The 24,283-nt window shown below is 57.9% G+C and carries 25 protein-coding genes; 20 read left to right on the forward strand and 5 right to left on the reverse strand.

The window, feature by feature from the left end; translation table 11 throughout:
* Nucleotides 1-145: 145 nt before the first annotated feature.
* Both HMPREF2625_RS03050 and dacB read right to left on the reverse strand, forming a co-directional pair.
* A complete protein-coding gene (locus HMPREF2625_RS03050) occupies nt 146-2,869 on the reverse strand; it encodes a DEAD/DEAH box helicase (RefSeq protein WP_070521672.1) in 2,724 nt (907 codons plus the stop codon).
* Between the two features lie 133 nt (nt 2,870-3,002).
* The gene (gene dacB / locus HMPREF2625_RS03055; protein ID WP_246826592.1) at nt 3,003-4,634 is read right to left on the reverse strand and encodes a D-alanyl-D-alanine carboxypeptidase/D-alanyl-D-alanine endopeptidase; all 1,632 of its coding nucleotides are present in this window, start codon (nt 4,632-4,634) and stop codon (nt 3,003-3,005) included.
* 236 nt (nt 4,635-4,870) lie between these two features.
* Here dacB and ppa point away from each other — a divergent pair, with 236 nt between their 5' ends.
* From ppa to HMPREF2625_RS03115, 12 genes are all read left to right on the forward strand, one after another.
* Nucleotides 4,871-5,356, forward strand: coding sequence for an inorganic diphosphatase (gene ppa / locus HMPREF2625_RS03060; RefSeq protein WP_004005776.1), 486 nt, complete (start codon nt 4,871-4,873; stop codon nt 5,354-5,356).
* 837 nt (nt 5,357-6,193) lie between these two features.
* Complete coding sequence (locus HMPREF2625_RS03065; RefSeq protein WP_246826595.1) at nt 6,194-6,886, forward strand: hypothetical protein; 693 nt, start codon at nt 6,194-6,196, stop codon at nt 6,884-6,886.
* Between the two features lie 39 nt (nt 6,887-6,925).
* Nucleotides 6,926-7,558 (forward strand): hypothetical protein, encoded by a 633-nt coding sequence (locus tag HMPREF2625_RS03070; protein WP_070521677.1) that lies wholly within the window; start codon nt 6,926-6,928, stop codon nt 7,556-7,558.
* 265 nt (nt 7,559-7,823) lie between these two features.
* Nucleotides 7,824-8,051: a helix-turn-helix transcriptional regulator gene (locus tag HMPREF2625_RS03075; protein ID WP_004005772.1), complete on the forward strand. Its 228-nt coding sequence runs from the start codon at nt 7,824-7,826 to the stop codon at nt 8,049-8,051.
* Between the two features lie 83 nt (nt 8,052-8,134).
* Nucleotides 8,135-9,262: a zinc-dependent metalloprotease gene (locus HMPREF2625_RS03080; RefSeq protein ID WP_070521680.1), complete on the forward strand. Its 1,128-nt coding sequence runs from the start codon at nt 8,135-8,137 to the stop codon at nt 9,260-9,262.
* 361 nt (nt 9,263-9,623) lie between these two features.
* On the forward strand, nt 9,624-10,820 hold the full coding sequence (gene tilS / locus HMPREF2625_RS03085; protein WP_070521683.1) for a tRNA lysidine(34) synthetase TilS: 1,197 nt from the start codon (nt 9,624-9,626) through the stop codon (nt 10,818-10,820).
* A gap of 141 nt (nt 10,821-10,961) precedes the next feature.
* On the forward strand, nt 10,962-11,198 hold the full coding sequence (locus HMPREF2625_RS03090) for a hypothetical protein (RefSeq protein WP_048778820.1): 237 nt from the start codon (nt 10,962-10,964) through the stop codon (nt 11,196-11,198).
* Between the two features lie 178 nt (nt 11,199-11,376).
* Nucleotides 11,377-11,928 (forward strand): hypoxanthine phosphoribosyltransferase, encoded by a 552-nt coding sequence (gene hpt, locus HMPREF2625_RS03095; protein ID WP_004005768.1) that lies wholly within the window; start codon nt 11,377-11,379, stop codon nt 11,926-11,928.
* A 177-nt stretch (nt 11,929-12,105) separates the two neighbouring features.
* Nucleotides 12,106-12,312, forward strand: coding sequence for a type II toxin-antitoxin system HicB family antitoxin (locus HMPREF2625_RS03100; protein WP_070521686.1), 207 nt, complete (start codon nt 12,106-12,108; stop codon nt 12,310-12,312).
* A 181-nt stretch (nt 12,313-12,493) separates the two neighbouring features.
* Entirely contained in the window at nt 12,494-14,761 is a 2,268-nt protein-coding gene (ftsH, locus tag HMPREF2625_RS03105; RefSeq protein ID WP_070521689.1) for an ATP-dependent zinc metalloprotease FtsH, read from the forward strand.
* Nucleotides 14,748-15,335: a GTP cyclohydrolase I FolE gene (gene folE / locus HMPREF2625_RS03110; RefSeq protein ID WP_070450594.1), complete on the forward strand. Its 588-nt coding sequence runs from the start codon at nt 14,748-14,750 to the stop codon at nt 15,333-15,335. Before ftsH ends, folE begins: the two co-directional genes overlap by 14 nt.
* Nucleotides 15,336-15,484: 149 nt before the next feature.
* The gene (locus HMPREF2625_RS03115; RefSeq protein ID WP_070521692.1) at nt 15,485-15,688 is read left to right on the forward strand and encodes an antitoxin VbhA family protein; all 204 of its coding nucleotides are present in this window, start codon (nt 15,485-15,487) and stop codon (nt 15,686-15,688) included.
* A 71-nt stretch (nt 15,689-15,759) separates the two neighbouring features.
* Here HMPREF2625_RS03115 and HMPREF2625_RS10850 read toward each other — a convergent pair whose 3' ends face one another.
* The 3 genes from HMPREF2625_RS10850 to HMPREF2625_RS03130 form a co-directional block, all read right to left on the reverse strand.
* The gene (locus HMPREF2625_RS10850; RefSeq protein WP_141745408.1) at nt 15,760-15,963 is read right to left on the reverse strand and encodes a hypothetical protein; all 204 of its coding nucleotides are present in this window, start codon (nt 15,961-15,963) and stop codon (nt 15,760-15,762) included.
* Between the two features lie 268 nt (nt 15,964-16,231).
* Nucleotides 16,232-16,828, reverse strand: a complete 597-nt coding sequence (locus tag HMPREF2625_RS03125; RefSeq protein WP_070521695.1) for a GNAT family N-acetyltransferase — start codon at nt 16,826-16,828, stop codon at nt 16,232-16,234.
* 38 nt (nt 16,829-16,866) lie between these two features.
* A complete protein-coding gene (locus HMPREF2625_RS03130; protein WP_037231375.1) occupies nt 16,867-17,070 on the reverse strand; it encodes a hypothetical protein in 204 nt (67 codons plus the stop codon).
* Between the two features lie 261 nt (nt 17,071-17,331).
* Between HMPREF2625_RS03130 and folP the strand changes: the two genes are divergently transcribed.
* From folP to panC, 8 genes are all read left to right on the forward strand, one after another.
* Nucleotides 17,332-18,282 (forward strand): dihydropteroate synthase, encoded by a 951-nt coding sequence (gene folP / locus HMPREF2625_RS03135; protein WP_070521699.1) that lies wholly within the window; start codon nt 17,332-17,334, stop codon nt 18,280-18,282.
* A 37-nt stretch (nt 18,283-18,319) separates the two neighbouring features.
* On the forward strand, nt 18,320-18,754 hold the full coding sequence (folB, locus tag HMPREF2625_RS03140; protein ID WP_037231372.1) for a dihydroneopterin aldolase: 435 nt from the start codon (nt 18,320-18,322) through the stop codon (nt 18,752-18,754).
* Between the two features lie 37 nt (nt 18,755-18,791).
* Nucleotides 18,792-19,394: a 2-amino-4-hydroxy-6-hydroxymethyldihydropteridine diphosphokinase gene (folK, locus tag HMPREF2625_RS03145; RefSeq protein WP_070522572.1), complete on the forward strand. Its 603-nt coding sequence runs from the start codon at nt 18,792-18,794 to the stop codon at nt 19,392-19,394.
* On the forward strand, nt 19,391-19,924 hold the full coding sequence (locus HMPREF2625_RS03150) for a DUF3180 domain-containing protein (protein WP_070521702.1): 534 nt from the start codon (nt 19,391-19,393) through the stop codon (nt 19,922-19,924). Before folK ends, HMPREF2625_RS03150 begins: the two co-directional genes overlap by 4 nt.
* 9 nt (nt 19,925-19,933) lie before the next feature.
* Nucleotides 19,934-20,509: a PH domain-containing protein gene (locus HMPREF2625_RS03155; RefSeq protein WP_246826598.1), complete on the forward strand. Its 576-nt coding sequence runs from the start codon at nt 19,934-19,936 to the stop codon at nt 20,507-20,509.
* Nucleotides 20,509-22,233, forward strand: coding sequence for a PH domain-containing protein (locus HMPREF2625_RS03160; protein WP_246826600.1), 1,725 nt, complete (start codon nt 20,509-20,511; stop codon nt 22,231-22,233). Before HMPREF2625_RS03155 ends, HMPREF2625_RS03160 begins: the two co-directional genes overlap by 1 nt.
* Before the next feature lie 89 nt (nt 22,234-22,322).
* Nucleotides 22,323-23,279 (forward strand): Rossmann-like and DUF2520 domain-containing protein, encoded by a 957-nt coding sequence (locus HMPREF2625_RS03165; RefSeq protein ID WP_070522580.1) that lies wholly within the window; start codon nt 22,323-22,325, stop codon nt 23,277-23,279.
* Nucleotides 23,276-24,223 (forward strand): pantoate--beta-alanine ligase, encoded by a 948-nt coding sequence (gene panC, locus HMPREF2625_RS03170; RefSeq protein WP_070450584.1) that lies wholly within the window; start codon nt 23,276-23,278, stop codon nt 24,221-24,223. Before HMPREF2625_RS03165 ends, panC begins: the two co-directional genes overlap by 4 nt.
* The last annotated feature ends 60 nt before the right edge of the window (nt 24,224-24,283 follow it).

A 24,283-nucleotide genomic window follows, 5' to 3' on the forward strand; every position in this document is an offset into this window, starting at 1 on the left:
TAGGGTTTCGCAGCACGGGTTGCTATGGGCAAGCACACCCGGGCGATGCCGTTTCTCACAATCGCGCCGGATTTGGCGCCGATGACCGGGCGCGCCGCATAAAACTGTCTAATATGCCTTGTCAGCCCTCGAATGTGGGTGCGCCTCAGGGGGCGGCGGAGCGTACCAAACCCAGGTATCCGCCCAACGCCAAGAGTTCGGGGATGCTCTGCGGCACGAACCGGTGCAGGCTGTCGGATGCGACCAGTACGGAACACCACTGCCCGCGTGAGAGCGCCACGTTCAGGCGGTTAGGGGAGAGCAGAAATTCTGCGCCTCGCCCCGATATTCCGGCATTTGAGGACGCCATTGACACGATCGTCACCGGTGCCTGCTGACCCTGAAACTTATCAACGGTTCCCACGCGCACACCGTGACCGTCCGCATCCAGAAGCCCGGCGCGGCGCAGATGCTCCGCAATGGTATCGACCTGCGCGTTATAGGCGGCGACCACCACAATATCCTCGCCGGTGAGTTCGCGTGCGGGGTGATTCGCCCCGGGAGTCCATAACGCACCCACGAACTCGCCCGCTAAGCGCGTGACAGCTGCCGCCTCTACTTCGGAACGTACGGTGCAGTGCTCGTGGTGAACGCCGTACATATACAGCCCGGGATCAGCGGGCAGAACGGATTCTTCACGCTCAGGAACCTTGAGGATGCGCTCGCTCGCCGCCGCTGCCGAGTGTAGCTTCCCGCCGTAGGACAGCGCAGAAACCGGCGCGCACAGCTGCGGGTGCATACGCCAGGTGACTTGCAGAAAATAACCGAATGCAGTGGGCAGTACCGGCTGCCCGCCGGATAACCAGCCCAGCGCCGAGGTATCCAGCGGGTACGGATGCTCACCCACCGCCACCTGCGGCAGCTGCTGCGGATCACCCAGCAGAAGCAGGTTCCGTGCGGCTCTTCCAACCGCTAGGGTGTTAGCGAGCGAGAACTGCCCGGCTTCGTCGATAACGAGCAGGTCGAGCGAGCCCTCAGGAATACGGTTCGGGTTCGCAAAATCCCAGGCGGTCCCGCCAAAAAGAACGCCGGGCGAAGTTCCGTCACCGGATTTTTCGCCTCCGAGCCCGCCGGATTTGTCTAATAAAGCGGTCAGATCTTTATCGCTGACCTCAACCCAGGGGTAATCGGGGAGCTGAGACTTGCCCTTGGCGCGCACCACCCGCTCGGCGGGAAATAGGTTACGTTCCAGGCACGCGGTCAGCATATTCTCCACAACGGCGTGAGACTGTGCCACCACGCCCACTTTTGCGCCCTCCGCAACCAACCTGGCGATCACCTGCGATCCCAAGAAGGTCTTACCTGATCCGGGCGGCCCTTGAACCGCCACATAGGAATGGTCAAGGTCACGAACCGCCGCGAGTACCGCCTCAACAGTGGGCAGCTCGGCGTGAGAAAAATCCGTCTCTTGGGGCAGGCTCTCGCGGGTTTTGAGCCGCGGCGGGCGGCGGTCGATAAGGTCAAGTGTCCCGGTCGCGGCAACATTGGGGAATGAGTCTTCAGCCTCGACCGCTACGCGCACAAGCGCGGCCTCTAGTTGCTTTGTCGTCACGGGTGCGCCCGGGGTGAGCCCCAGCGGGAAGGCCGCATGTTCTTCATCGTTCACACGGATGCGCTCGGCAACTACCATCACAACACGCTGCCCGCCACCTGCCAAAGTAGCGCCCTCTGCGGGTTCGCCCGGTTCCTCATACGGTTCGAGAGACATAATTTTTGCCCCGAAAAACCCGAGTCGATGCAGCGTATCTGGCACGCGGACCTGCGGGTTGGTCGCGCGAAACGCCTCCACCTGGGAATCGATGCTTTCGTATGCCTTCGCGGGCGCATCGTCGGCACTATACAGCAGATAATGCCCGGTATCGTCGGCCTTGAGGGTGTGTGAATCCGCCAGGGTGGCGACCGCACGCAGAGTACGCATTTTCGCCCCGCGCACGCGCTCCCAATCGGTTGCGGTCTCAACACTTTCGAAGATCACGCAATTGCGCGTATTAGCCCAATTCTCGTAGGGTTCGTGCAGGCGGCGCAGATGATCCCGCCAGAACGGCGCCTTTTCGCGGCGATAGAAATCGACACCGGAGAGGAGCATCGCCAACCGGATATTTTCGGCAGATAGACCCTGATTCTTCTGATTCTGCTTTTCGAGCTCGGCAAGGCGTTTCCGCAGGCGCTCAAGCTGAGCATATTCTTCATCATCGTCGGCAGGGGCGGCAGGCCGTACCCGGTACGGATGCTGTGCCTTCGCGGGAATGCCCTCAAACGCCGATTCCGCTGCGGAATCACCGGAATCCGTCCAAGATTCCTCGTCTGAAACATCGCTGCTATGAGGGACGAGCTCTGGTTCGTCAAGCGTTTCGGATGCGCCGACTTCGGCCTCCACACGTGCCGCGCACGCTGGGCAGTCGCCGCAGCTCAGCAGGTTGGGAATATCGGTGAGTGCTATACCCTCCCGCCATGATGCGCGCAAAAATTCATAGCGTTCCGTGAGGGTTTCCAACACCGGGATCAACCGCGCGAGCGGGTAGCGTTCCATACCCTGAGCGGTGCGTATTTCCACCTCGGCAGCCGCCGCATTCCCCGTGCCACATGAAGCCTGTGTTGCTTCTAAAAGTGCCATGACTTCTGGGTCGGGCTGGGGCACGCCGCTATCACTACGCACGACATGAGAGAGACCGCTTGCGGTGGTGTCGTATTCGTTCTCCCGGGTGCCGCCTGCCGTATGCCGCGAAAAATCGGCATAGAGCGCCGTCTCGCAGTAGTGAACACGCAAAAGCTCCGCGACGGCGACTCTCGGCAGATCGTCGGGCGCGGATGCGGCAGAGGGTGAAGACATGAAACTATCCTTCGGAACGGGTTGAGTGAATATGCGCGAATAACCGCAAAAGTGCTTGTGATGCGTGGCTGCCGTATGCCCACGGACGTACCCGGCAGTCAGATAAATATACATTATTTTGCATATTCATGCTTTACTGCGAGCTGGGAACTTCGGCAGGGTTTTGTTCCGCCGCCTGGGAGGGTGCATCCTCCTGCGGCACGCTGCCACCGGCGGGCGAAGCGGAAGACGAACCATCCGGGGACTGCGAGGAATTCGGGGCGGAACCCGAACCCGTCGCATCGGGAGACGAAGATGAACCCGGTACCTGCGAGCCCGAAGGCGCGGGCGTTTCCGTGGGATTCGCGGGAGGTTCGGTACGCGCCGCCACAATCGCCGCGGCGCTATCAACCGTATCCTTCGCGCCGGGCAGAGCTTCCGCTCCGCCGACGTCGTTGAGCAGACTCACGAAAATCAGGCGTGTGCCGTCTGGGCGGGTCGCATACCCCGATAACGAAATGGCCGTGAACAGCGTGCCGGTCTTTGCTGCCACATGCCCGCGCGCATACTTATTCGCTTCTCCGCTAAAACGATCCTTGAGCGTACCCGAAACACCCGCAACCGGGAATCTGCGCTCAAGCTCGTCATGCTTCGGATGCGCCGCTAACGCCCCCAAGGTCTGCGCCAGGGTGCGTGCCGTCACCCGGTTCTGCAGGGACATACCGCTCACATCCGCCTGCACCAACCCGGTAACCGAAATCTTCGCCTCCTGCAGTTTCTCGCGCACAAGTTTCTGCGCCTCGGATGCGCTGCCCTCACGCCCCGCAGCGATCGCCATATTGCGCCCCAGCACCTCGGCGAGCACATTATCGGACTCTAACATCATCACAAAGGCCTGATCGAGCGCGGATGCCGACTGAACCTGAGCGATCTGCTCGGCATCGGCCTCACGGGGGCGGCGGTCGGCAACCGTAAATACGTACCCTGCTTTGACCTCTGCATGCTCTTCACTCGCCTTATTGAGCACCTTCACGAACGCTTCTAGGGCGGCGACTCCGGCGTCTTGCGGGCGTGCCGGTTTGTCGGGGGTGGACTGCCCGGGCACGGTGTGTGAGGCCAGCGCGATCGGGTTAATCGGGGTGACCTGCCCGGATTCGAGGTCGCCGGGCTCCCAGCCGGGGTTTGTCGCGGAACCCGTGTAAATCGTGGTGTCGAGGTAGACGGGGAAGGTGCCGTGCGTGACCTTGCGTTCGTTCATCTGCTGTACGGTATCCGCAGCGAGCGTGCTCAGCCCGGCGCGCATCGTCGGCGAATCCGCGGTGGCCGGTTCCGTGGCTCCTTCCACGAGCAGAGTATCGCCGCCTGCCACCAGAAACAGCCCATTTTTACCCTGCACCACCGAGGTTGTGAAAGTGCGTTCCGGCGCGGTCTGCACGAGCGTAAAATAGGTCAGAATCTTCATATTTGAGGCAGGCAGGCGCGGGGTATCCGGGGCATCCACATACAGCTCGCGTGTGCCGTCGAGGGCGGTCACAAGCATGGAATGGGCGGGGTAGGGGCGCTCCTGAAAGAGCTTATCAAGCTGGGTTTTCAGGTCTTGAAGCTGCTGAGCATCCAGTACCGGAGTGGGGGTTGGCATGGGTGTGACCGACGGGGTTACGGATGCGGTGCCGCCCTGCGACTGCCCGCCGCTTGGGTTTGAGCATGCGGCAAGGAATAGCGCGGGTGCTGCACCGAGCAGGGCGCGGCGAGTGAACGGGGTGTTTATCGGTTGGGGTGAACGCATCTTAAGAGCATAACGAATTCCGCCGCGAAATACCGAGCCGGTTACGCGCATCGCGAGGACTACACGCTACCAGCTCGCCTGGAGATAGCGTGATGATGTTCGTGGCAACGTATTCGAAAGCACGATTTTTGTGGCATTGAATGGGTGTTGTGCACGCGTTCAGGGGGTACAATGGGGGAGTTGTTCGCCGCCTTGATGCGCGGTGCAGAGGCTTACATTCATAGAAAGAGGTTCCCATGGAACTCGACGTCACGATTGAAATCCCCCGCGGCTCCCGGGTGAAGTACGAGATAGACCACGAAACCGGTCGTCTGTATCTAGATCGCGTGCTGTTCACCTCAATGCAGTACCCCACCGCATACGGCTACTTTGAGAACACACTCGGCGAGGACGGCGATCCGCTGGACGCCATGTTGGTTCTAGACGTTGATATTGTTCCCGGTGTGATCGTGGAGGCTCGCCCGGTTGCTGTATTTAACATGACTGACGAGGCTGGTGGCGATGCGAAGGTACTGTGCGTGCCCACCGATAAGCGCTACGATCACATCAAGTCGCTGGCGGACGTGCCCGAGCAGCTCAAGGCTGAGATTCAGCACTTCTTCGAGCGCTACAAGGACCTGGAACCCGGCAAATGGGTGAAGGGCGAAGGCTGGGACGACATCGCCGCGGCAGAGAAGATGGTTCAGGAGGCGATCGACCGCTTCGCCGCTGAAGGCCACTAAGCCTTACTCGCGTTCCTGTTAATATCGGGAGCGGTTTCTTCATGCGGGAGCACTTTATTTGCTCCCGCATGAAGAAACCGCTCCCGTTTGTATTAGGGGGGGCAAGAGCGGTTCTTGCGGTTGCTATTATGGAGCCGCAGTTTTCCCGAGGAGCTTTATTAAAAATTAATTTTATTGTCGTTGCACTGCGCTACGTGAACGTATAGTGTGGGAAATAATACGCTGTTCATTAAATCTTCTATACATACAGAGACGGATAATTAGCCCATAATCTGGGTATCTGTACGCGATATAGCATTACGTATTTCTTAATTAAGAGTTTGTTGTGCACCAAAATTTGCAGCATATGACGTCCTTGAAATGGATATGTCGTGGTGAGGAGTATAAATGAAAGGCTTGATATGTGAATGTCGAAATGCCATTCGTTTAACTGCCACGGCAGGGGTTTCTGCGATTTTCGCGGGTGCTGATACTGCTGCGCGGACTACTGCCCCGAAAGTAATGCGCAAAGTTCTTGGTACCGAAAATGTAAATGATGCGTCGCACGGCACTACCGGCAAAACTAAGCCCGTTGTCGCCCTGCGAACGCGCGCTTCAGCCCTAGCCGGGGCAATAACGGAATATAGTAAAGCTATTGGGCGGAGCCGAAAAACGAAGCGGCTTTGGAATAGTGCGTCTGATATAGAGAACGCTATCCCTCAAAGGACCTTGTCAATGAGGTCGGTGAATGCGCCGCAAATCCCTGGGAAGCAGTACTCAATCTTGAGGGGGTTACCTCAGCCTGCCTTCCAGAGGCTATCTTCGCAACTTTATGTGGTATCACTCGTTTGGGGCAGCGTGTCTATGTTGCGTGGAGGGCGCACGAAGGAGCGTCAGTATACGCCGGATCATCCAGAGTATGTAGCGTTGACGAATGCACTGAAGGGTGGTTATTGCAGTGGTTTTTTCGAATCGTTCTGTGTCTTTCTGGTGATTCTCTGTGCTCGGGTCGTTGGGCCAGCTTCAAAGCTTTCTGCACTGTCTCTTCCGCGGCTGCAGATCGCTGGCATCGTGTGGATTTCCTACCTCATCTTTCCGCTAGTACTCGTATTGGTGCAGCGTCCGTTGGTGGTGCGTGCACAGCATGGCTCTCCGGGAGGGTTGCTATTCGCTGCATGCGATATCTTAGTGCCGCCGCTGGTGTATCTGGTGGTAACACTAGGGATGTTTCAGGAGGTAGGCAAGGCGGCAACAGTAGGTTCCTGTGCCTTAGTTTTCTATCTGGCCTACGCGGCATGGCTTAAACCCTGGAAGCCTGGTTTAACCCGAGTAGAGTTACGCAGCAAGATCGAGCAGACCAAGCAGATGACCCGCGAACTGGTGGGCGATATCGCGCAGGAGTACACCGGGATGATGCAGGAGCGTGCTGAGATTATGCAGAAATACGCTGATGTTGATGACCCTGCGATTAAGGATCTGTTCCTGCCAGCTAATCGTTATCGTATGCCCCTCGATCATGAAAAACGAGGAGCATTTCCGCATAAGCGGTGAAAACACTCCAACACGTGGATAATGTGGGAAGGGATACATATGGAGAGCAGTCAGTATACGCCGGATCATCCAGAGTATGTACCGCTGAGCGCTGCGTTGATGGGTAGTTTTATAGGGGGTTTGCTCGAAGGATTTTGCGTATTTCTGTTGATTCTTGGTGCTGGGGCTGTTGTCTCCGCCTTGGGGCTTTCTGCCCTGTCCCTCTCTTTGTATCAGGCGACTAAGACCGTACTGATTTCTTACCTCATCTTTCCGCTAGTACGCGCATTGGTGCAGCGTCCGTTGGTGGTGCGTGCACAGCACCCCTCTCCAGGAGGGAGGCTGTTTGCTGCATACGAAATCTTAGTGCCTCCACCGGTGTACTTGGTTGTGGCACTGGTAGTAACTCAAGATACAGGGCGAGCAGTAGTGGTGGGGGTCTGTGCCTTAGTTTTCTATCTGGCCTACGTGGCACGGTTTAAGCCCTGGAAGCCTGGTTTCACTCGGACAGAGGTACGCAGCAAGATTGAGCAAACCAAGCAGATGACTCGTGAGATGTTTGGTGAGGCTGCGCAGGAGCGTGCTGAGACGATGCAGAAGAGCGCTGAGGTTGATGACCCTGCGGTCAAGGATCTGTTCCTGCCAAGTAATCGTTATCGTATGCCTCTCGATCATGACGAGAGGCGTTCCTAGCTCGCTTATTTCTTGCGCTGCACCTGCTAGTGCAGCTGCCTGTTCCGGGAGCGGTTTCTTTATTTGGGAGCACTTAAAGTGCTCCCAAATAAAGAAACCGCTCCCGCTTGTGTATGTGTGTCTTCTCATCTAGAGAATTTCAAAATTTTTCCGAATAATAATTCGTATTTACTGTATTTTTAGTCTCCCTGCGGTGTAAAATTCTTGAAAACCGAACTATTATTCGTATTTTTAAGGGGGATGCGGCCATCATGCCGCACACACGATGGCTTTTCATGCAGAAGAGTTTGCTCAGAACTTCGGGCAGCGAGTGCGGCGCATCCGTAAGGAAGAACGGCTTACCCAGCTGGAACTTTCCTATATGGTGGGTGTAAGCGATAAAACGATTCGTGATATTGAACGTGGTAAGCCGGGACCATCTTTTGGGTCTGTGCTCAAAACCGCTGAAGTGCTGGGTATATACCTCGTTGTAGAAGGTGCAGATCATGCCTAATCCAGGACTCCTCAGGGCAGACATCTATAAAGCGGGACATCTAGCCGCGCGGCTCACACAGCACAGTTCGATACACTGTGCATATGAGCGATAACAACACACAGAACCTGCTAAATGTTGAGCGCATCGCCAAAATCGTGGGCAGCCTGGCGCCCGCCGGGCCGCGCATGAAGCCCCAGGAGATGGCTGGCGTGGTCGCATCCTTGCGCAAAGCGGCGGAAGAATCCGTAGACCATGTGCACCGCATTACCGGGCTTGATGCGGCACAAGACCTGCGCGACTCCGAGGTTTTGGTGGTTGATCGAAGTACCTGGGCGAAGGCGAACGCGCAGGCGTTCTCTATCATGCTCGTGCCCTTCGTCAAGCCCGCATTCGAGAAGATCCAGCAGAAAAAACCGCATGCTGACCTGGACAAACTCAAAGAAGGGTTGGCCTTCGAGGTCGGTGCCGTGCTCTCGTTCCTCTCCACCAAAGTGCTTGGGCAATATGAACCCTATGCGGCGCTGGCCGGGTACGGGCAGCCGGGTGGGCGTCTGATGCTGCTCGCCCCGAACGTGGTCTCCGTCGAGCGTGAACTCAACGTTGAACCCGAAGATTTTCGCTTGTGGGTGTGCCTGCACGAGCAGACGCATCGGGTGCAGTTTGCCGCCGCGCCGTGGCTGCGCGACTATTTCCTCGCCAAGATTACGGAGCTGGGCGATAGCGCCGCCAGCACTTTCGACCTCAAAGATGCGTTCCGTGCCGCAGCCCAGGCCCGCGCCGAAGAACCCGGGCAGGGGCGCGCGCATCCTGTGAAAGAAGCCACCGCGAAGGCACGCAAAATCGCGAGCGAGCTGACAGCCATTATGAGCCTGCTTGAGGGGCACGCAAACGTGGTGATGGATACCGTGGACGCCCAGATTGTGCCGACCGTCAAGACGATTCGCCGCAGGTTCAACCGCCGCAGCTCAACCCAAAAGTTCCTCACAAAGCTCATTTACCGGCTGCTGGGCATGAACAAAAAGATGGCGCAGTACCGCGATGGGCAGAAGTTCGTTCAGCATATTGTGGATGCGGTCGGCATGGAACGCTTCAACGTCGTGTGGGAGCGGCCCGAGAACCTGCCGACCGAGCGGGAGATTCACAACCCCGACGCCTGGATCAAGCGTGTGCTGGACGAGGACGCCAAGGTGGTCGTGGCTGGTGGTGGGGACGAAGAGAATACCGCGTAATCCCAGAACGGGTTATATGACAAAACCGCGTGTTTCGTGACAATTTTTGTCACATAAAATGTCACGAAACATGGGGTGTTTATATGGTATATATGCACGTAAATCCCCGGTATAAAGCGGGACTAATTGCCGTGAGTCTTATATTTATGTGACAAACTTACGTGACAAAACTCTAGATTTACATGACATTTTGTCACGTAAACCCCTTTTACGTGACACTTTATGTGACAAAACCGAGCATTATTTCAATACGCCAGCGTGCTTGATAATGCGTAATTCGCTGCTGCGTCTGCCGCGAGGATCAAAGGGATTTGCGAATAGATTTTGTCGTAGCGGCATATACAACAGAGAAGGACAACACATGCAACATGGACGGCAGGGGCGGCTGCATCCGGCGGTGGGGAAGGCTCGCCGGGAACTGGCGCGTGCGCTGACGAACCTGCTGGGTGAAGGCACCATCAAGGCGACCGGGCGTGCGCGGCGAGACTCGACCGCATCGCAGCAGGGCGCAGAAACCGATAAACCCCTCGTGCTGGTTGCATGCAGCGGCGGTCCAGATTCGCTCGCGCTCGCCTGCATTGCTGCGCATTTTGCGCGTCGTTCCGATGTGCGTGTGGGCGCCGTCGTGGTCGATCACGGACTGCAAGCCGACTCCGCCGAGGTTGCCGCATCCACCGCAGAAACCCTCACGAACCTGGGGCTGCACCCTGTGCTCACGGAGCGCGTGCAGGTTCCGCAGGGCAGCATGGGCCCCGAAATGGCGGCGCGAACCGCCCGGTACGGCGCCTTTGAACGTGCGGTGCATAATACCGGCGCACGAGCTGTTCTGCTGGGGCATACCCTTGACGACCAGGCGGAAACCGTGCTCCTGGGGCTTGGGCGCGGTTCGGGCACACGCTCCCTCGCAGGAATGCCGCCCGTGCGCATCGAAAACGGAGTCACCTACCTGCGCCCCTTCCTCACGCTGCGCCGCGCCGACATGCTGAATATTTGCGAAGCCGAAGGGGTCGCCCCCTGGAACGACCCCACCAACACCGACCAGACGCTCATGCGCGCGCGCATTCGGCACACTATCCTACCGTTCCTGCAAGAGCATCTTGGCGGGGATGTGGCACTCTCCCTGGCGCGAACCGCCGCAGTCGCCGGGCCTGATGCCGAATATTTGGATGCGCTCGCCGCCGCCGAATACGCCCGCCTGAAGCTGCCCGCCGGGGTTCATCTACCTAACATCCTCGGGGCTGATACGGTGCCCGGCAACCACTCCACGGATGCTGTCCCCGAAGAACCCGCCCCCGTCATTATTGCCCTGAATCGTGCGGAAACGGCGGCACTGCACCCTGCCCTTCGGATGCGCGTGCTCGCCCTGGCGACCCGCGCCGCGCAGGGGGAGAACCCAGGGTTTGAGCGGCTGCAGGCGCTTGATGAGTTCGTTGCCGAGCAGGCCACTGCCGGGCCGGTACAGCTGCCCGGGCATGTGAGCGCCTACCGCCGCCGTAGGGTACACGACCCCCGCACCGGCACCCGCGTGGATGCGCTGGTACTTATTTCCCAGCGGTAAGAGAAGCCTTCGACTTCATAAGCCAGTTATTGTGTTGCATCTCTCAAAATGGCTATAGTGCCGTGTTAAGATAGCAAGGTACTGAAAACCCTTGAGTCTCGATATATCACAAGGATTCGGTGGTATACGGAAGGAAAAAGCATGGGACTTTTTGGCAGCGATAAGAACCCGAGGGCGGAACTTGCCGTTCTCTTCGCGAAGGAAGACGAACCGATGGAAGCCGCCATCGATTGGGCTCGTTCCGTAGCGGATAAGGCGGGTCTTGACCCTGCGAAAGATGAGGTTCAGCTGATTCGCGAGCTGCGCCGCACAGAGCTGAATCTTGATCTGAAAACCGCAACCTACTTAGCCGAGCAGACGGCGAAGGCGGCGCGGTAGCGGTTTATTCGTGTTTTTGGGAGCATTCTTCCAAAGCACCCCCAGCAGACACCCGTGAAACGTAAGCCGCGCATCAGAATTTAAGTCATACTTAAAACGAACCAAGAAAATATACCCGACCCGATAAAATATTCGGGCGGGTTCGGCGTGAAGACGCCCCGGCAAGAAAGAAGAATCCGTGCAGGCTCAAGACGTGCAGGACGATCTGAAGAACGTACTCTTCACCAAGGAAGAGATCAATGCGAAAGTTGCCGAGCTGGCGGCGCGCATCGACGAAGATTACGAAGGCAAAGACGTGCTCCTCGTGGGGGTTCTCAAGGGCGCCATTATGGTGATGGCAGACCTGTCCCGCGCGCTCAAGGGGCATTACACGATGGACTGGATGGCGGTTTCCTCATATGGGTCCGGCACGAAATCCTCAGGTGTGGTTCGTATTCTCAAAGACCTTGATACCGACCTGACCGGTCGTAATGTGCTGATTGTTGAAGACATTATTGATTCCGGGCTGACTCTTGCGTGGCTGCAGCAGAACCTTAAATCGCGCGGCGCGGAATCTGTGGAAATCTGCACCCTGCTGCGTAAGCCGAAGGTCGTCAAGACTGACGTTCAGGTCAAATACGTGGGTTGGGATATCGAACCTGAGTTCGTGGTTGGTTACGGGCTCGATTTCGCTGAGAAGTACCGCAACCTCGACTGCGTGGCGACTCTGCACCCGCACGTATACTCCTAAAACCCGGTCGTGCGCAGGGTGTGCACAAGATTTTGGTGCCCGCGCATCCTGATGAAAATTCTAGATGCGCGGGCACGCTTATGCCTGCGTGCAGAGTTTCTCGAAACCGTGCGTCACCGCTTAGCTAATCCGCAGCCAGGGGTAAAGGTTTCCCTTGACGAGCTGTAGAGTGAAACCATGAACAATGTGATGATGATCGATGGTCATAAGGCTGTCATTCAATACGAACCGGAAACAGACGTGCTGCGCGGTGAATTTATTGGTTTGAATGGTGGCGCAGATTTTTATGCAGATAACGTTGCTGACCTGCACCGGGAAGGCACAGCAAGCCTGCAAACCTTTTTGGAGGTATGCAGGGAACAGAGTTGGGGATCGACCGCTTAGACATGCTTTTGCATGCCCGCACTGACTCCTTTTAGCCTTGAGGTGAAATGCCGCCGATGCAGGCGTAATCCGGCGGGGTTAGGGTACATTTAAAGTTGCATCTTTCTATCGTCACGGAGTGCTCCGGCACGCTGCGGCGCGTACCCGGCGTGTAGCCGTCGTAAACGTAAGGAACTAAGCATTGGCGCAAAAACCCAATAACTCGCCGAACGGCCCCGATAACTTTTTAGGCAGGCTGATCAATGGTCGCTGGCTGTGGGCTATCGTTATTGCAATTGTTGTCGTGGCGTTCTCGCTGAGCTCGCTTTTTGCGCAGGGCGCACGCCAGGTAGATACCAACGTTGGTTTGCAGCTGCTCAACGACCACCAGGTGAAGAGCGCGAAAATCTATGATGGCGACCAGCGTGTTGAGCTGCAGCTGAAGGAAGACTATAAGCAGGGCAGCAACAACTACGGTTCCTCTGTGAAGTTCTACTATGTGCAGCCGCGTGCCGAAGAAGTCGTGCGGGCCATGAACGGCGCCCAGCTGGAGAGCTACACCGATCAGCCGGTGGAAAACAGCTTCTTGGGTTCGCTGATTTCTCTGTTGCTGCCGGTGCTTCTTTTTGGTGCAATTTTCTGGCTGCTCATGGGTCGCATGGGCGGTAACTCTTCGGTCATGAGCTTCGCGAAGTCGCGCGCGAAGAAGTTCAACAAAGATAACCCGACCGTGCGTTTCTCCGATGTCGCCGGTGTTGATGAGGCACTGGCTGAGCTTGAAGAGGTGCGCGAGTTCCTTGCGGAGCCCGAAAAGTTCACCCGACTAGGCGCTAAGATTCCTAAGGGTGTGCTGCTGTACGGCCCTCCCGGTACCGGTAAGACCCTGCTCGCGAAAGCTGTTGCGGGCGAGGCTGGCGCGCCTTTCTACTCGATTTCCGGTTCCGACTTTGTTGAGATGTTCGTGGGTGTGGGCGCATCCCGCGTGCGCGATCTGTTCAAGGAAGCAAAATCTAACCCCGCCGCAATCGTCTTCGTGGACGAGATCGATGCGGTCGGTCGCCGCCGCGGCGTCGGCATGGGCGGCGGTAACGACGAGCGCGAGCAGACCCTTAACCAGCTGCTTGTCGAAATGGACGGTTTCGACGGCAACTCCAACGTGATCGTGATTGCTGCGACCAACCGCCCGGATGTGCTCGACCCCGCCCTGCTGCGCCCGGGTCGTTTCGACCGCCAGATCGGTGTGGACGCGCCCGATATGAAGGGCCGCCAGCGCATCCTTGAGGTGCATGCCGCCGGTAAGCCGATCGACCGTCGCGTCGATTTGGGGCAGGTCGCTAAGCGTACCCCCGGTTTTACGGGTGCAGACCTGGCGAACGTGATGAACGAGGCAGCCCTGCTGACCGCTCGCGATAACGGCAACGTGATTGATGACCGTGCTATCGATGAAGCTATCGACCGTGTAATGGCGGGCCCGCAGCGTGCTTCGCGCATCATGAGTGAGCATGAGCGTAAGGTGACCGCGTACCATGAGGGCGGTCACGCTCTCGTGGCTGCCGCCCTGCGCAACTCTGCGCCGGTTACCAAGATTACGATTCTGCCGCGTGGCCGTGCACTGGGTTACACGATGGTCATGCCGCAGGACGATAAGTACTCGACCACGCGCCACGAGCTGCTGGACCAGATGGCCTATGCGATGGGCGGTCGCGCGGCTGAGGAAATCGTATTCCACGATCCTTCCACGGGTGCCGCGAACGATATTCAGAAGGCGAGCGATACCGCACGCAAAATGGTAGCCGACTACGGTATGAGCGCCCTGCTGGGTTCGGTAAAGCTCGGCAGCGACGACACCGAACCGTTCATGGGCGGCGATCCCTCGGCGGCACGTAACTACTCTGACAAGACCGCCTACAAGATCGATATCGAGGTGCGTAAACTTCTGGAAGAGGCTCACGATGAGGCTTTCCAGATTCTCGTGGAGAACCGCGATGTGCTTGACCGCTTGGCGTTCGCCCTGCTGGAGAAAGAGACTCTGCTGGAGAATGAGATCGCGGAGATCTTCAAGGATGTGCGTAAGCGCCCCGAACGCGAGCACTGGTATTCCAAGGAAGGCCGCGAACGCACCGACATTCCGCCGGTGAAGGCCCCGAGCGAACTTGCTGCAGAGAAGAATGGTCTGGAGGACGATTCCGATCCAACCGTGGCGATGAAGGCTCCTACGACTGCGTCCATGCCGACTGCGCCCGAGCACACGGAACCGGGCCAGAACCTGCCCGGTCAGGGTGGTCAGCCTCAGCAGATGCCGCATTCGGGCACGCAGGATATTGAGGATACCGACCCGACCGTGGCGATGCCTCCGCAGCAATACCCTGAGCAGCTGTATCCGGGTCAGCAGAATGAGCAGCAGCAGAACCCGTACCCGTATAACAACCCGAACCAGAACCCCTATGGAGGGTCGGATGAGCGAGGATAACGGCTCGGGGGTGGATAAGCCGCGCATTGAGGCGGCGGTGCGGGAAATCCTGCTGGCAATCGGTGAAGACCCGGACCGTGACGGTTTACAGAACACCCCGGCGAGAGTGGCTCGCGCCTACGAGGAGTTTTTCTCAGGCTTGCACGCCGACCCCGCCGATGTGCTGGGCACGACCTTTGATATTGCCCATTCCGAGATGGTGCTGGTGAAGGATATCCCGTTCTATTCCACGTGTGAGCATCACCTGGTACCTTTCCACGGGGTGGCGCATGTTGGATACATTCCCGGGGCTGACGGCAAGGTGACGGGGCTGAGCAAGCTGGCGCGGGTACTTGAGGTTTATGCGCGCCGCCCCCAGGTGCAGGAGCGGCTGACTACGCAGGTGGTGGAGGCGCTGGAGGAGCACCTGAGTCCGCGCGGTGCGATCGTTGTTATTGAGGCCGAGCATATGTGCATGTCGATGCGCGGCGTGCGCAAACCCGGCGCAAAAACCGTCACGAGTGCGGTGCGCGGGCAGCTCAAGAACGCGGCAACTCGTGCCGAGGCGATGAGCCTGATTTTCTCGAAGCACTAGTTTCTTATTCCGTGAGCAGGTGGTTTTTGGCTCGAGCAGGTAGGAACATCCTACCTACTCGTACCAAAGCCACCTGCTCGCGTTAAAGACAGAAGAGCCCCTTGGCTTTGAACCATTCTCACGTACGATAAAGGCTGTAGGAGGGAGTTATGACTCATATACGGTCTGGTACCCGCATTACCGCACCCGAGGCTAAGGAGAATCAGGTTTTTGCAGATGCGGCTTTGGCATTAGCTGGTCATCATGTCACTGACCCTGTGCTGAAAGATATTGTGGCTCGGGCAGCTCATCATGACATCACTGCCGATGAGGCTATCGCAGAGATCCGCCGCCATGTGCAAAGGGCATCGTGAGAGATCACGCTACCTTTCACACTTGGGATGAGTCTGCCCCGCGTGTGCATGGGTGGTTCCTGCCGTAAGTTTTAGGGTTCTGGCACCGGTTTCCCTTCTTCCTCCAAGATGTCGATAGCCTGGAGCACTACCTGCTGAATTCCGGATAAAGCCTCCAAAGAGCTATCAGCTAAGCAAGAGAGACTAGGAAACTCTGCAACGGTTCCCACAAATTCTTGGTCTTCTTCGGACCAATCGACGCGGTATGTGTATAGTTTTTCCCGAGGAATAGACATTTTATTCTGCCTCCAATTTTTCACAAGGCATTATTTGCCTCTGCATGCGCATCCGGAAGTGTAGATAATTACAGAGGGTGGAGCATGCGCGCGATATAGGTAAGGTAGTAGCAATCGGGTGAGCACCCAGTCTGCTAAAACTATGAGTGCCCACCCTGTGAGGACGTTATACTAGCCAGCGGCTAATAGCGTCGACTAACTTAGCGACCGCCTCGATGAATCGTGAACCTGCGTCAACAAGTCGCACGATCGTCCGGGCGGTTTTGCGTTAAAGCTGCACCGCCATTTCGTGCTCAACCAGACACAGCCCAAAGGATCGGTCCACCTTTGTAGCGCCCGTACACCGCCAGCTTTGCCGTTCGTAGAAGCTGATGGCGCGGGAATTTCCCTCCAAAACCCAGAGATTCGCGCGTTCACACCCCCATGCGGCAAAAGTGCTGAGCGCATGGTTCATGAGGGTGTGCCCAATACTCTGCCCGAGGGCATCCGGGTCTATATAGAGCGAGTGGAGTCTTCCGTTCATCGTCCTGCCCGAAACAGCCCTTTCTGCACGGTCAATCTTATCGGGTGCCGCGCTGAAACGGCAGAACCCCAGCACCGCATCGCCGCGTACAGCGAGCATAAACGACTGTTTTTTACCGTCGCTCGAACCTTGCACGGACTCTGACCTGCTGGGCGGCGAGTTCTGGGGAAGCTGGCTGAGATACCCGCGCATCCGCTCGGTATCTTCGGCGACGCTGAGCGAATCGAGGTAGTCCTGAGATATTAAACCCTGATATGCAAACCGCCACCCCTGAACACGGATGCGCGCTATTGCCTGCGCATCGTAGGGGGTGGCGGGTCGAATCGTGAGGGCATCCGGCATGGCTTAATCCTAGCGGAACGCCTCTGCACGAGATAAAACTAGTGGGAGTCGGTTTTCGTTCCCGTGGGGTCATCCCAGCCGAGGGCTAGGGTTACGACCATACCCAGGGAGAGGAACCCTGCGCAGGTTGCGACACCGAACGCGACCCAGCGCACGGCGGTAAGTCCATTCGCCAGAACAACCGTGATAAACGCCGCAAGAGCGATAAAGCCAAGAATCCAGGCGCCAACTTTCAGATTCATCTGAACCTCCAAAACCGTCAGTCTCTACGATGCGTCGCTACGTTCCGTCCGGCACCGTAGCCGTACAGAACTCTATAGTCATAAATCCAGCATACCCCCGCTACGCCCTGCATGAAAAAATGCGCATAGATAATGCAATATTAAATCCGGTCGCGAGAAGGTTGTTTTTCGCCGACAAGGTAGGATTTCCGACCTGCTCGTACCAGAAACCACCTGCTCGTGGCATGAAAGGGGCAAACGTGCATCCGTTAGGATTAAATCATGCACGCAATGATGAGCCCGCAGCCCCCCGCACACTTGCCCTGTGACGCCGCAGCCGCAGAGCGAACCCTGGTGATGGGAATCCTGAACGTCACCCCCGATTCTATCAGCGACGGCGGCGAACACTATACCGCGAACGACGCTCTCACCCACGCGCAACGCATGATCGCGCAGGGCGCAGACATTATTGATGTAGGCGGCGAATCCACCCGGCCCGGTGCGGTGCGCATCAGTGTTGAGGAGGAACTTCGGCGTATTCTGCCCGTGATCGAGGGGCTTGCCGAAACCGGTATCACCATCAGCGTAGACACCATGAACGCAGCGACCGCCCGCGCCGCCGTAGCCGCCGGGGCGCACATCATTAACGACGTTTCGGGCATGAGCGTGAGCGATGAGATGGTACAGACCGTAGCCGAGCTGGGCGTACCCTATATTCTGATGCACGCGCGCGGCACCTCAACCACAATGGATGCGCTCGCCGCCTACCCGCGCGGCACCGTCATTGAGGTGCTGGACGAGCTCGCCGCCCTGCGTGATCGCCTGGTTGCCGCCGGGGTTCATGCCGAGAACATTATTCTTGACCCCGGGCTGGGGTTTGCGAAGGGTGGCATGCAGGATTGGGAACTGCTCGCCGCCCTTGGGCAGCTGCACACGCTGGGGCACCGGGTACTAATCGCCGGTTCACGTAAACGTTTTCTGGCGAATGCGCTGAACGCTGCGGATGCGGCGCGCACCAAAACCCAGAACCCCGCCGCGGGCGCGAACACCGCGCCCGACCAAATGCCGCCAGCACGCGCCCCCGAAAACCGTGATGCCGCATCCGCCGCTCTCTCTGCACTCGTGGCGGCCCAGGGAGTGTGGGGGGTTCGCGTGCACAATGTGCCCCCCACGGTGGATGCCGTGACCGTGGCAAATACTTTACGCACTATTACCCGCACCAAACAGACCTAAAATTATGTACCAGTATTCACATCAGCTAAGGAACACCATGCCGAACCCCGCGCACGCCTACGCATCCTGCGACCGCATTACCCTGACCGGTGTTGCCGCCGTGGGTTTTCACGGAGCGCTTGATTTTGAGAAACGTGAAGGTCAGCCCTTCGTGGTAGATACGGTTTTATACACCGACTTCACGCAGGCTGCCGCAACCGACGACCTCGCCCAAACCACGAACTATGCGGAAGTTGCCGAGATTATCCGCACGCATATTGTGGGGGAGTCCCTCGATCTGATTGAGACTCTTGCCGTGCGTATCGCCCAGAACATTCTGGACGAATGCGCGTATGTGCATGCCCTTGAGGTGACCGTCAATAAACCGAAGGCCCCAATTGAGGTGACCTTCGGGAACGTGGCAGTGACCGTATTCCGGGAGCGTGAAGGCACGCAGATTCAGGGCGGAAAGGGTGCCTGCGCGCGTGGGTAATGTACCGAACGCAAACCATTCGCACCCTGCGCCCGGCATGGACGCGTTAGCGCATACGGCGGTGCTGGCCCTGGGGTCAAACCTGGGCGAGAGCGAAACCACGTTAGAGCAGGTCGCCGCCGACCTCGTGCATCTTAGCGGGGGTGCAGTGCGGCTAGTAGGCGCCTCCGGGCTGTATGTGACGGAACCGGTGGGCGGCCCCGCCGACCAACCGGACTATATCAACGCCATCCTTGAAGTACACACAAGCCTTGACCCCTACGCGCTGTTAGCGCTGTGCCAGCAGGTGGAGGCGCATCATCACCGGGTGCGGCTTGTGCGATGGGGTCCGCGCACTCTCGATATTGACGTTATTACCTATGACGACCTCGTCAGCGACGACCCGGTTCTGACGCTGCCGCATCCGCGTGCGCATGAGCGCGCTTTCGTGCTGGTTCCGTGGGAGCAGGCAAACCCGCAGGCGGTAATACCGTCTCGTGATGCCGCTACGGGCGAACAGACGCGGCATCTCGTTGCCGATTTAGCTCGCAGGGTACGCGCAGCCGATGAACGTGCGGGGGTTAACGCGGTACGATTTATGCGAGACATGAATTTGCCCAAGAACCTATTTGATAGTGGTGCTGAAAGCGAGGGCGTATGAAGCTCATCCGAATATCCGTTATTGCGTGTGCCGTGGCGCTGGGGCTTGTTGCTGCAACAATCCTGAATAATCTGGTGGTGAACGCAGGCGGCGGTGAGCTTGCAATGTCGCCTGTGGTGGCACTGATTTGCGTGGTAATAGCGGGTATTACGCTCTGGTTTGCGTTTCAGGTGGCGCGTTTTCGCAATGTTGAGACCCGGCGCAAAGCGAAATCCATGAACTCTCTCATGGCTGCGCGTACTTTGGCGTGTGCGCAGGGTGCGATTTTGACCGGGGCACTGTTGGCGGGCTGGATGCTCGGGCTTATTGTCTACGATGTAGCGCTGGCGAGCGCTCGCGGTATTCCCGGGTTTTTCTGGTCTACTGTGGTGAATCTGATCGGTGCTGTGCTGCTGCTGGCGGGCGGGCTGTGGGCGCAGTATCTGTGCCGTATTCCGCCGGATGATCCGGACGGTAATTCGTCTTCGGGCGGCTCGAATTCGGGTAAGCTCGCCGCTGACGGATATTCCCGCACGAGTGATCGACGATAGAGGGTATGTATGTCACAACTTTCACATGCTGAGGATGCTTCTTTCTCGCACGAGGGTGAGGGCTCGGTGACTGCGACCGAGGGTGAGTGGGTGCGCGCGCATCCTTCGTATACCAAGATTCGGCTGATACAGGTCGTAGGGTTTTTTATCACGCTGGTAGTCGTTTTTGCGGCGCTGACTGTGATGTTTGAGATGATGCGTTCTTCCGATGTTCTGCCCAAAACCACGTGGCTGCCCGCTCTTACTGGGGCGATCGCCGCTGTCCTGGTGGTGTGGGGCATCTGGTGGGCGGCGCTGCTGCCGCGCCGCACCCGAGCGCTGGGTTATAGCCTGCGCCCCAACCATCTGATGGCGCGCCAGGGGTTGCTGTTTCGGCATGTGACGTCCATTCCGTATGGGCGCATCCAGTATGTAGATGTAGATTCCGGTCCCTTGGAGCGTGCTCATCACCTGGTGCGTCTGACGATCCGCACCGCTGGGGTGACCGCTTCTAAGGTGACGCTGTACGGTATTCCCACTGAACGTGGGCAGCAGCTGCGCGAGCTTTTGATACGCCGCGCCGATGAACGCATGGCGGCGCTGTAATGACACAGGAACCCCGAAACTCGAATAACCAGGGCGTGCGGTCTGTCGAGTCTTCTAACACTTCTGAACATCAGATAGTCCCGAGTGAAGCTGCGGAGACCCTCACGTGGTGGCGTACCGATGTGCGCACGTTCATCATGAACATATGGGTTTTCGTCGCGTTTATTATTTATCTCGCGTGGGATTATATTAAGAATTCCTTCAACAATAATGCCGAGAATGATTACTGGAATATTCTGCGGCAGCTGCCCGAATATCTGCTGAACCACGTTGGACATAACCCGGTAATGCTGTATGGCTACGGTGCTGCGGCGGTCCTTATTTTTGGTGGAAGTATTCTTTCGTGGGCGTTTACCCGCTACAGCGTGAGCGCGCATTCGGTATACCGCCACAGCGGAATATTTTTCAAGAAACAGCGGCAGATTCGCCTGGAAAGCGTGCAAAGCGTCGATATTTCACGCCCACTCGTCGCCCGTATTTTGGGGCTGTCCGAGCTTCGGCTTGAGGCAGCGGACGGTGCCGAAGAAGCCCTGCATATCAAATACCTCTCGCATGCGAAGGCGCAGGATTTGCAGGAACGCCTGCTGCAGCGGGTGAGTACCCTGCGTGCCGCCAATAGGTCAGAGTTCGCCGATGCTGTGAGTGTTCCGGCTGAGAAGGAGCACGAGGTGAACCTTGCAGGGGAGCAGCAGACAGAAGCAGGTCACAAGCCGGAACGGTTGCTCTTCAAAGTCCCCAATTTGCGGGTTCTTGCCGCGATTGTGCTCAGCGCATTGTTGTGGGCACTCCCGGTAGCGATTATCTGGGTGGGCGGTACGATCGTGGGGTGGCTGATGAACCCCCAAAAGGACCTGGGACAGATATCGCAGTTTATTTTTCCGTCCCTGATTCCAATTCTCGGTTTTCTTTGGCAGCTGTGGAGCAGCTTCGATCAGGGCGCAAATTTCACGGTGGAGCGCATTCGCCAGAACACTTCGGATGCGCGCGGCGACAGCCTGCGCATCACCTACGGATTCACGGGAACACATACACAAACCCTGTTCCCGCAGCGTATTCAAGCCCTCAAGATTGAACAGCCCCTGCTGTGGAAGCCCTTCGGGTGGTACCGGGTGGTGGTCAATATTGCGGGCGTGGCGGTAAATACAGAGGGTTCATCCGACGACTCATTTACCCGCAACACCGCCCTGCCCGTGGGTACCGCCCGCGAAATGCAGCGGCTTCTTCACCTGCTGCTGCCGAATGTTTCACCGCACAGCCTCGAAATCGTGCAGGCGGTCATGGAATCATCAAGGTACAACCCCGCCGACAGCCGCGAGTTAGGCGTAGTGACGGCGCCGCGCCGAACACGCTGGCTTAACCCGCTCACCTTCCGGCGTGACGGTTTCGCGCGGGTGAATACCGAACAAACGGGTGTCGATGATCACCAGAACCGTGAGCTGCAAACCCCGGGACACACCCCCACCCGGGATCTTCTCTTGCTGCGTGGCGGCTGCCTGCTGCGGTTCCTCTCGATAGTCCCCGAACGGCAAGTGCTCGCGGTGCAGTGGTCGCAGGGGCCGCTCAATCGCATCCTCAAAACCGCGTGCATACATTTGGGCAGCGTTCCGGGGCCGGTCAAACCCGCCGTCCAGAACCTAGAGGCGCATGATGCCGAACGCATTGCCGCCGAGATCATCACCCGCACTGACGGCACTCGGGCCTATTACACATCGCCTTCGGCATAATTCCCTGTAGCGATCCGCCATGATCGTCGACGCACCTGGTGAACGCTGAAAAACACGCGGATTTTGCGGTACCTAATATACTTAAGAGTGTGACCACGAATCATCTGAAACCCGCACGCCTCGGCATCGGCGTTATCAGCGCCGGTAAAGTTGGCGCTGTGCTCGGTGCCGCCCTGCGCGCTGCCGGGCATTCCCTGGTGGGCGTGCATGCGGTTTCTGAAGCTTCTCAAGAACGGGCGGATGTGCTCTTACCCGGCGTACCGCTCCTTGAGGTGGAACAGATTGCCGAACGCAGCGAGCTGCTGCTGTTGGCTGTCCCCGACGATGAATTGGCTGGTCTGATCGAGTATTTGGCATCTTCCGGGTCCTTAACCAGTGGGCAGTTGCTTGTGCACACCTCCGGGCGGCACGGCACCGATATTTTTGCTCCCGCAACCACATTGGGCGCTATCGGCTTGGCGATTCACCCCGCCATGACTTTCACCGGTTTGTCCCTGGATTTACAACGACTCACCGGTACGAGCTTTGCCGTGACCGGGCCCGCGCCTTTTATCCCTATAGCTCAGGCGCTCGTCGTTGAAATGGGCGGTGAGCCCGTCCACGTTGCCGAAGCCGATCGTGCGCTTTATCACGCCGCACTGGCGCATGCGTCCAATCATCTCGTCACACTTTTGGGACAGTCCCAGCAGATGCTTGCTAGTATCGGTATTGAAGACCCGGCGCGTTACCTCGGTCCGCTGGTTCGTGCGACCGTCGATAACGCGCTTGCGAGTGGCGAAGGCGCGCTGACCGGTCCCGTGGCACGCGGCGATGCAGGTACCCTGGATGCGCATCTTAATGCGCTGATAGAGTACACCGACCACGAAAATACACAGGATATCGCTGACTCATATGCCGCCATGGTGCGCGCAACCGCATCTAGGGCGCATAATAGAAACTCGATAAACGACGACCAGAAGGCTCGGATTGAATCTACCTTGCGAACCCACACCACGGGCACGCGTCAATCCGGTGCGATGCCTGACGATAAGGAGTTCTCGTCATGACTGAGACCTCGATGCCCCGCATCGTCACGACTATTACCGAGCTTCGCTCCGCTATTGCGGAGGCGCTTGCTGCCGCCCAGGAACGGCTGAATGAGCGCGCCCGTGCCGAAGCCGCCGAACAGGAAGGCGAGGTGCAGTACCGCAGCGCTACGCTCGGGTATGTGCCTACGATGGGTGCTCTGCATGCAGGGCACGCCACGCTTTTGCGCCGCGCGAGTGAACAGAACGATGTTGTGGTGGCGTCGATCTTTGTTAACCCGCTTCAATTCGGTCCCAACGAAGACTATGACAAATACCCGCGCGCCCTGGAAACGGATGCGCAGGTCGCCGCCGATGCGGGCGTTGATATTATCTTCGCGCCCTCCGTGGATGAAATGTATCCCGAAGGCGAGCCGCTTATTCGCATTTCCAGCGGCGAACTGGGCAATAAATTTGAGGGAATCACCCGCCCCGGCCACTTCGACGGCGTGCTCACCGTCGTGAATAAGCTCTTCAATATTGTGCGCCCCGCCGCGGGCTCGCACGAGGTGAACGCTTACTTCGGGCAGAAGGATGCCCAGCAGGTTTTGCTCGTGCAGCGCATGATTCACGACTTCAACCACGACATTACCCTGCGTCCCGTCGCTATTGTGCGTGACGACGACGGCTTGGCTCTCTCCTCACGGAATGAGTTCCTGAGCGAGCAGGAACGCGAGGCTGCGCTGGTGATTTCCCGAACCCTTGCACTGATGCGCGAAAACTCGCTGAACCGCGGGTTTGAGAGCATCGATCTAGAGAGTGCACGGGCACGTATTAACTCGACCGAGGGTGTGCGCCTGGACTACCTGGAGCTTGTGGATCCGAGCAATTTCCAGCCGCCGACCGCCGATTCCGAGCGGGTGCTCGCACTAGTTGCGGCATACGTGGGTTCCACACGCTTGATCGACAACATGGATTTGCTGTAGCAAACCGTCACATTTGACCTCCTAAAACACGAGATAGGTACCTTTTGAGCAACGAGCAGA

Source organism: Rothia sp. HMSC064D08 (assembly GCF_001809525.1).
Lineage (GTDB): Bacteria > Actinomycetota > Actinomycetes > Actinomycetales > Micrococcaceae > Rothia > Rothia dentocariosa.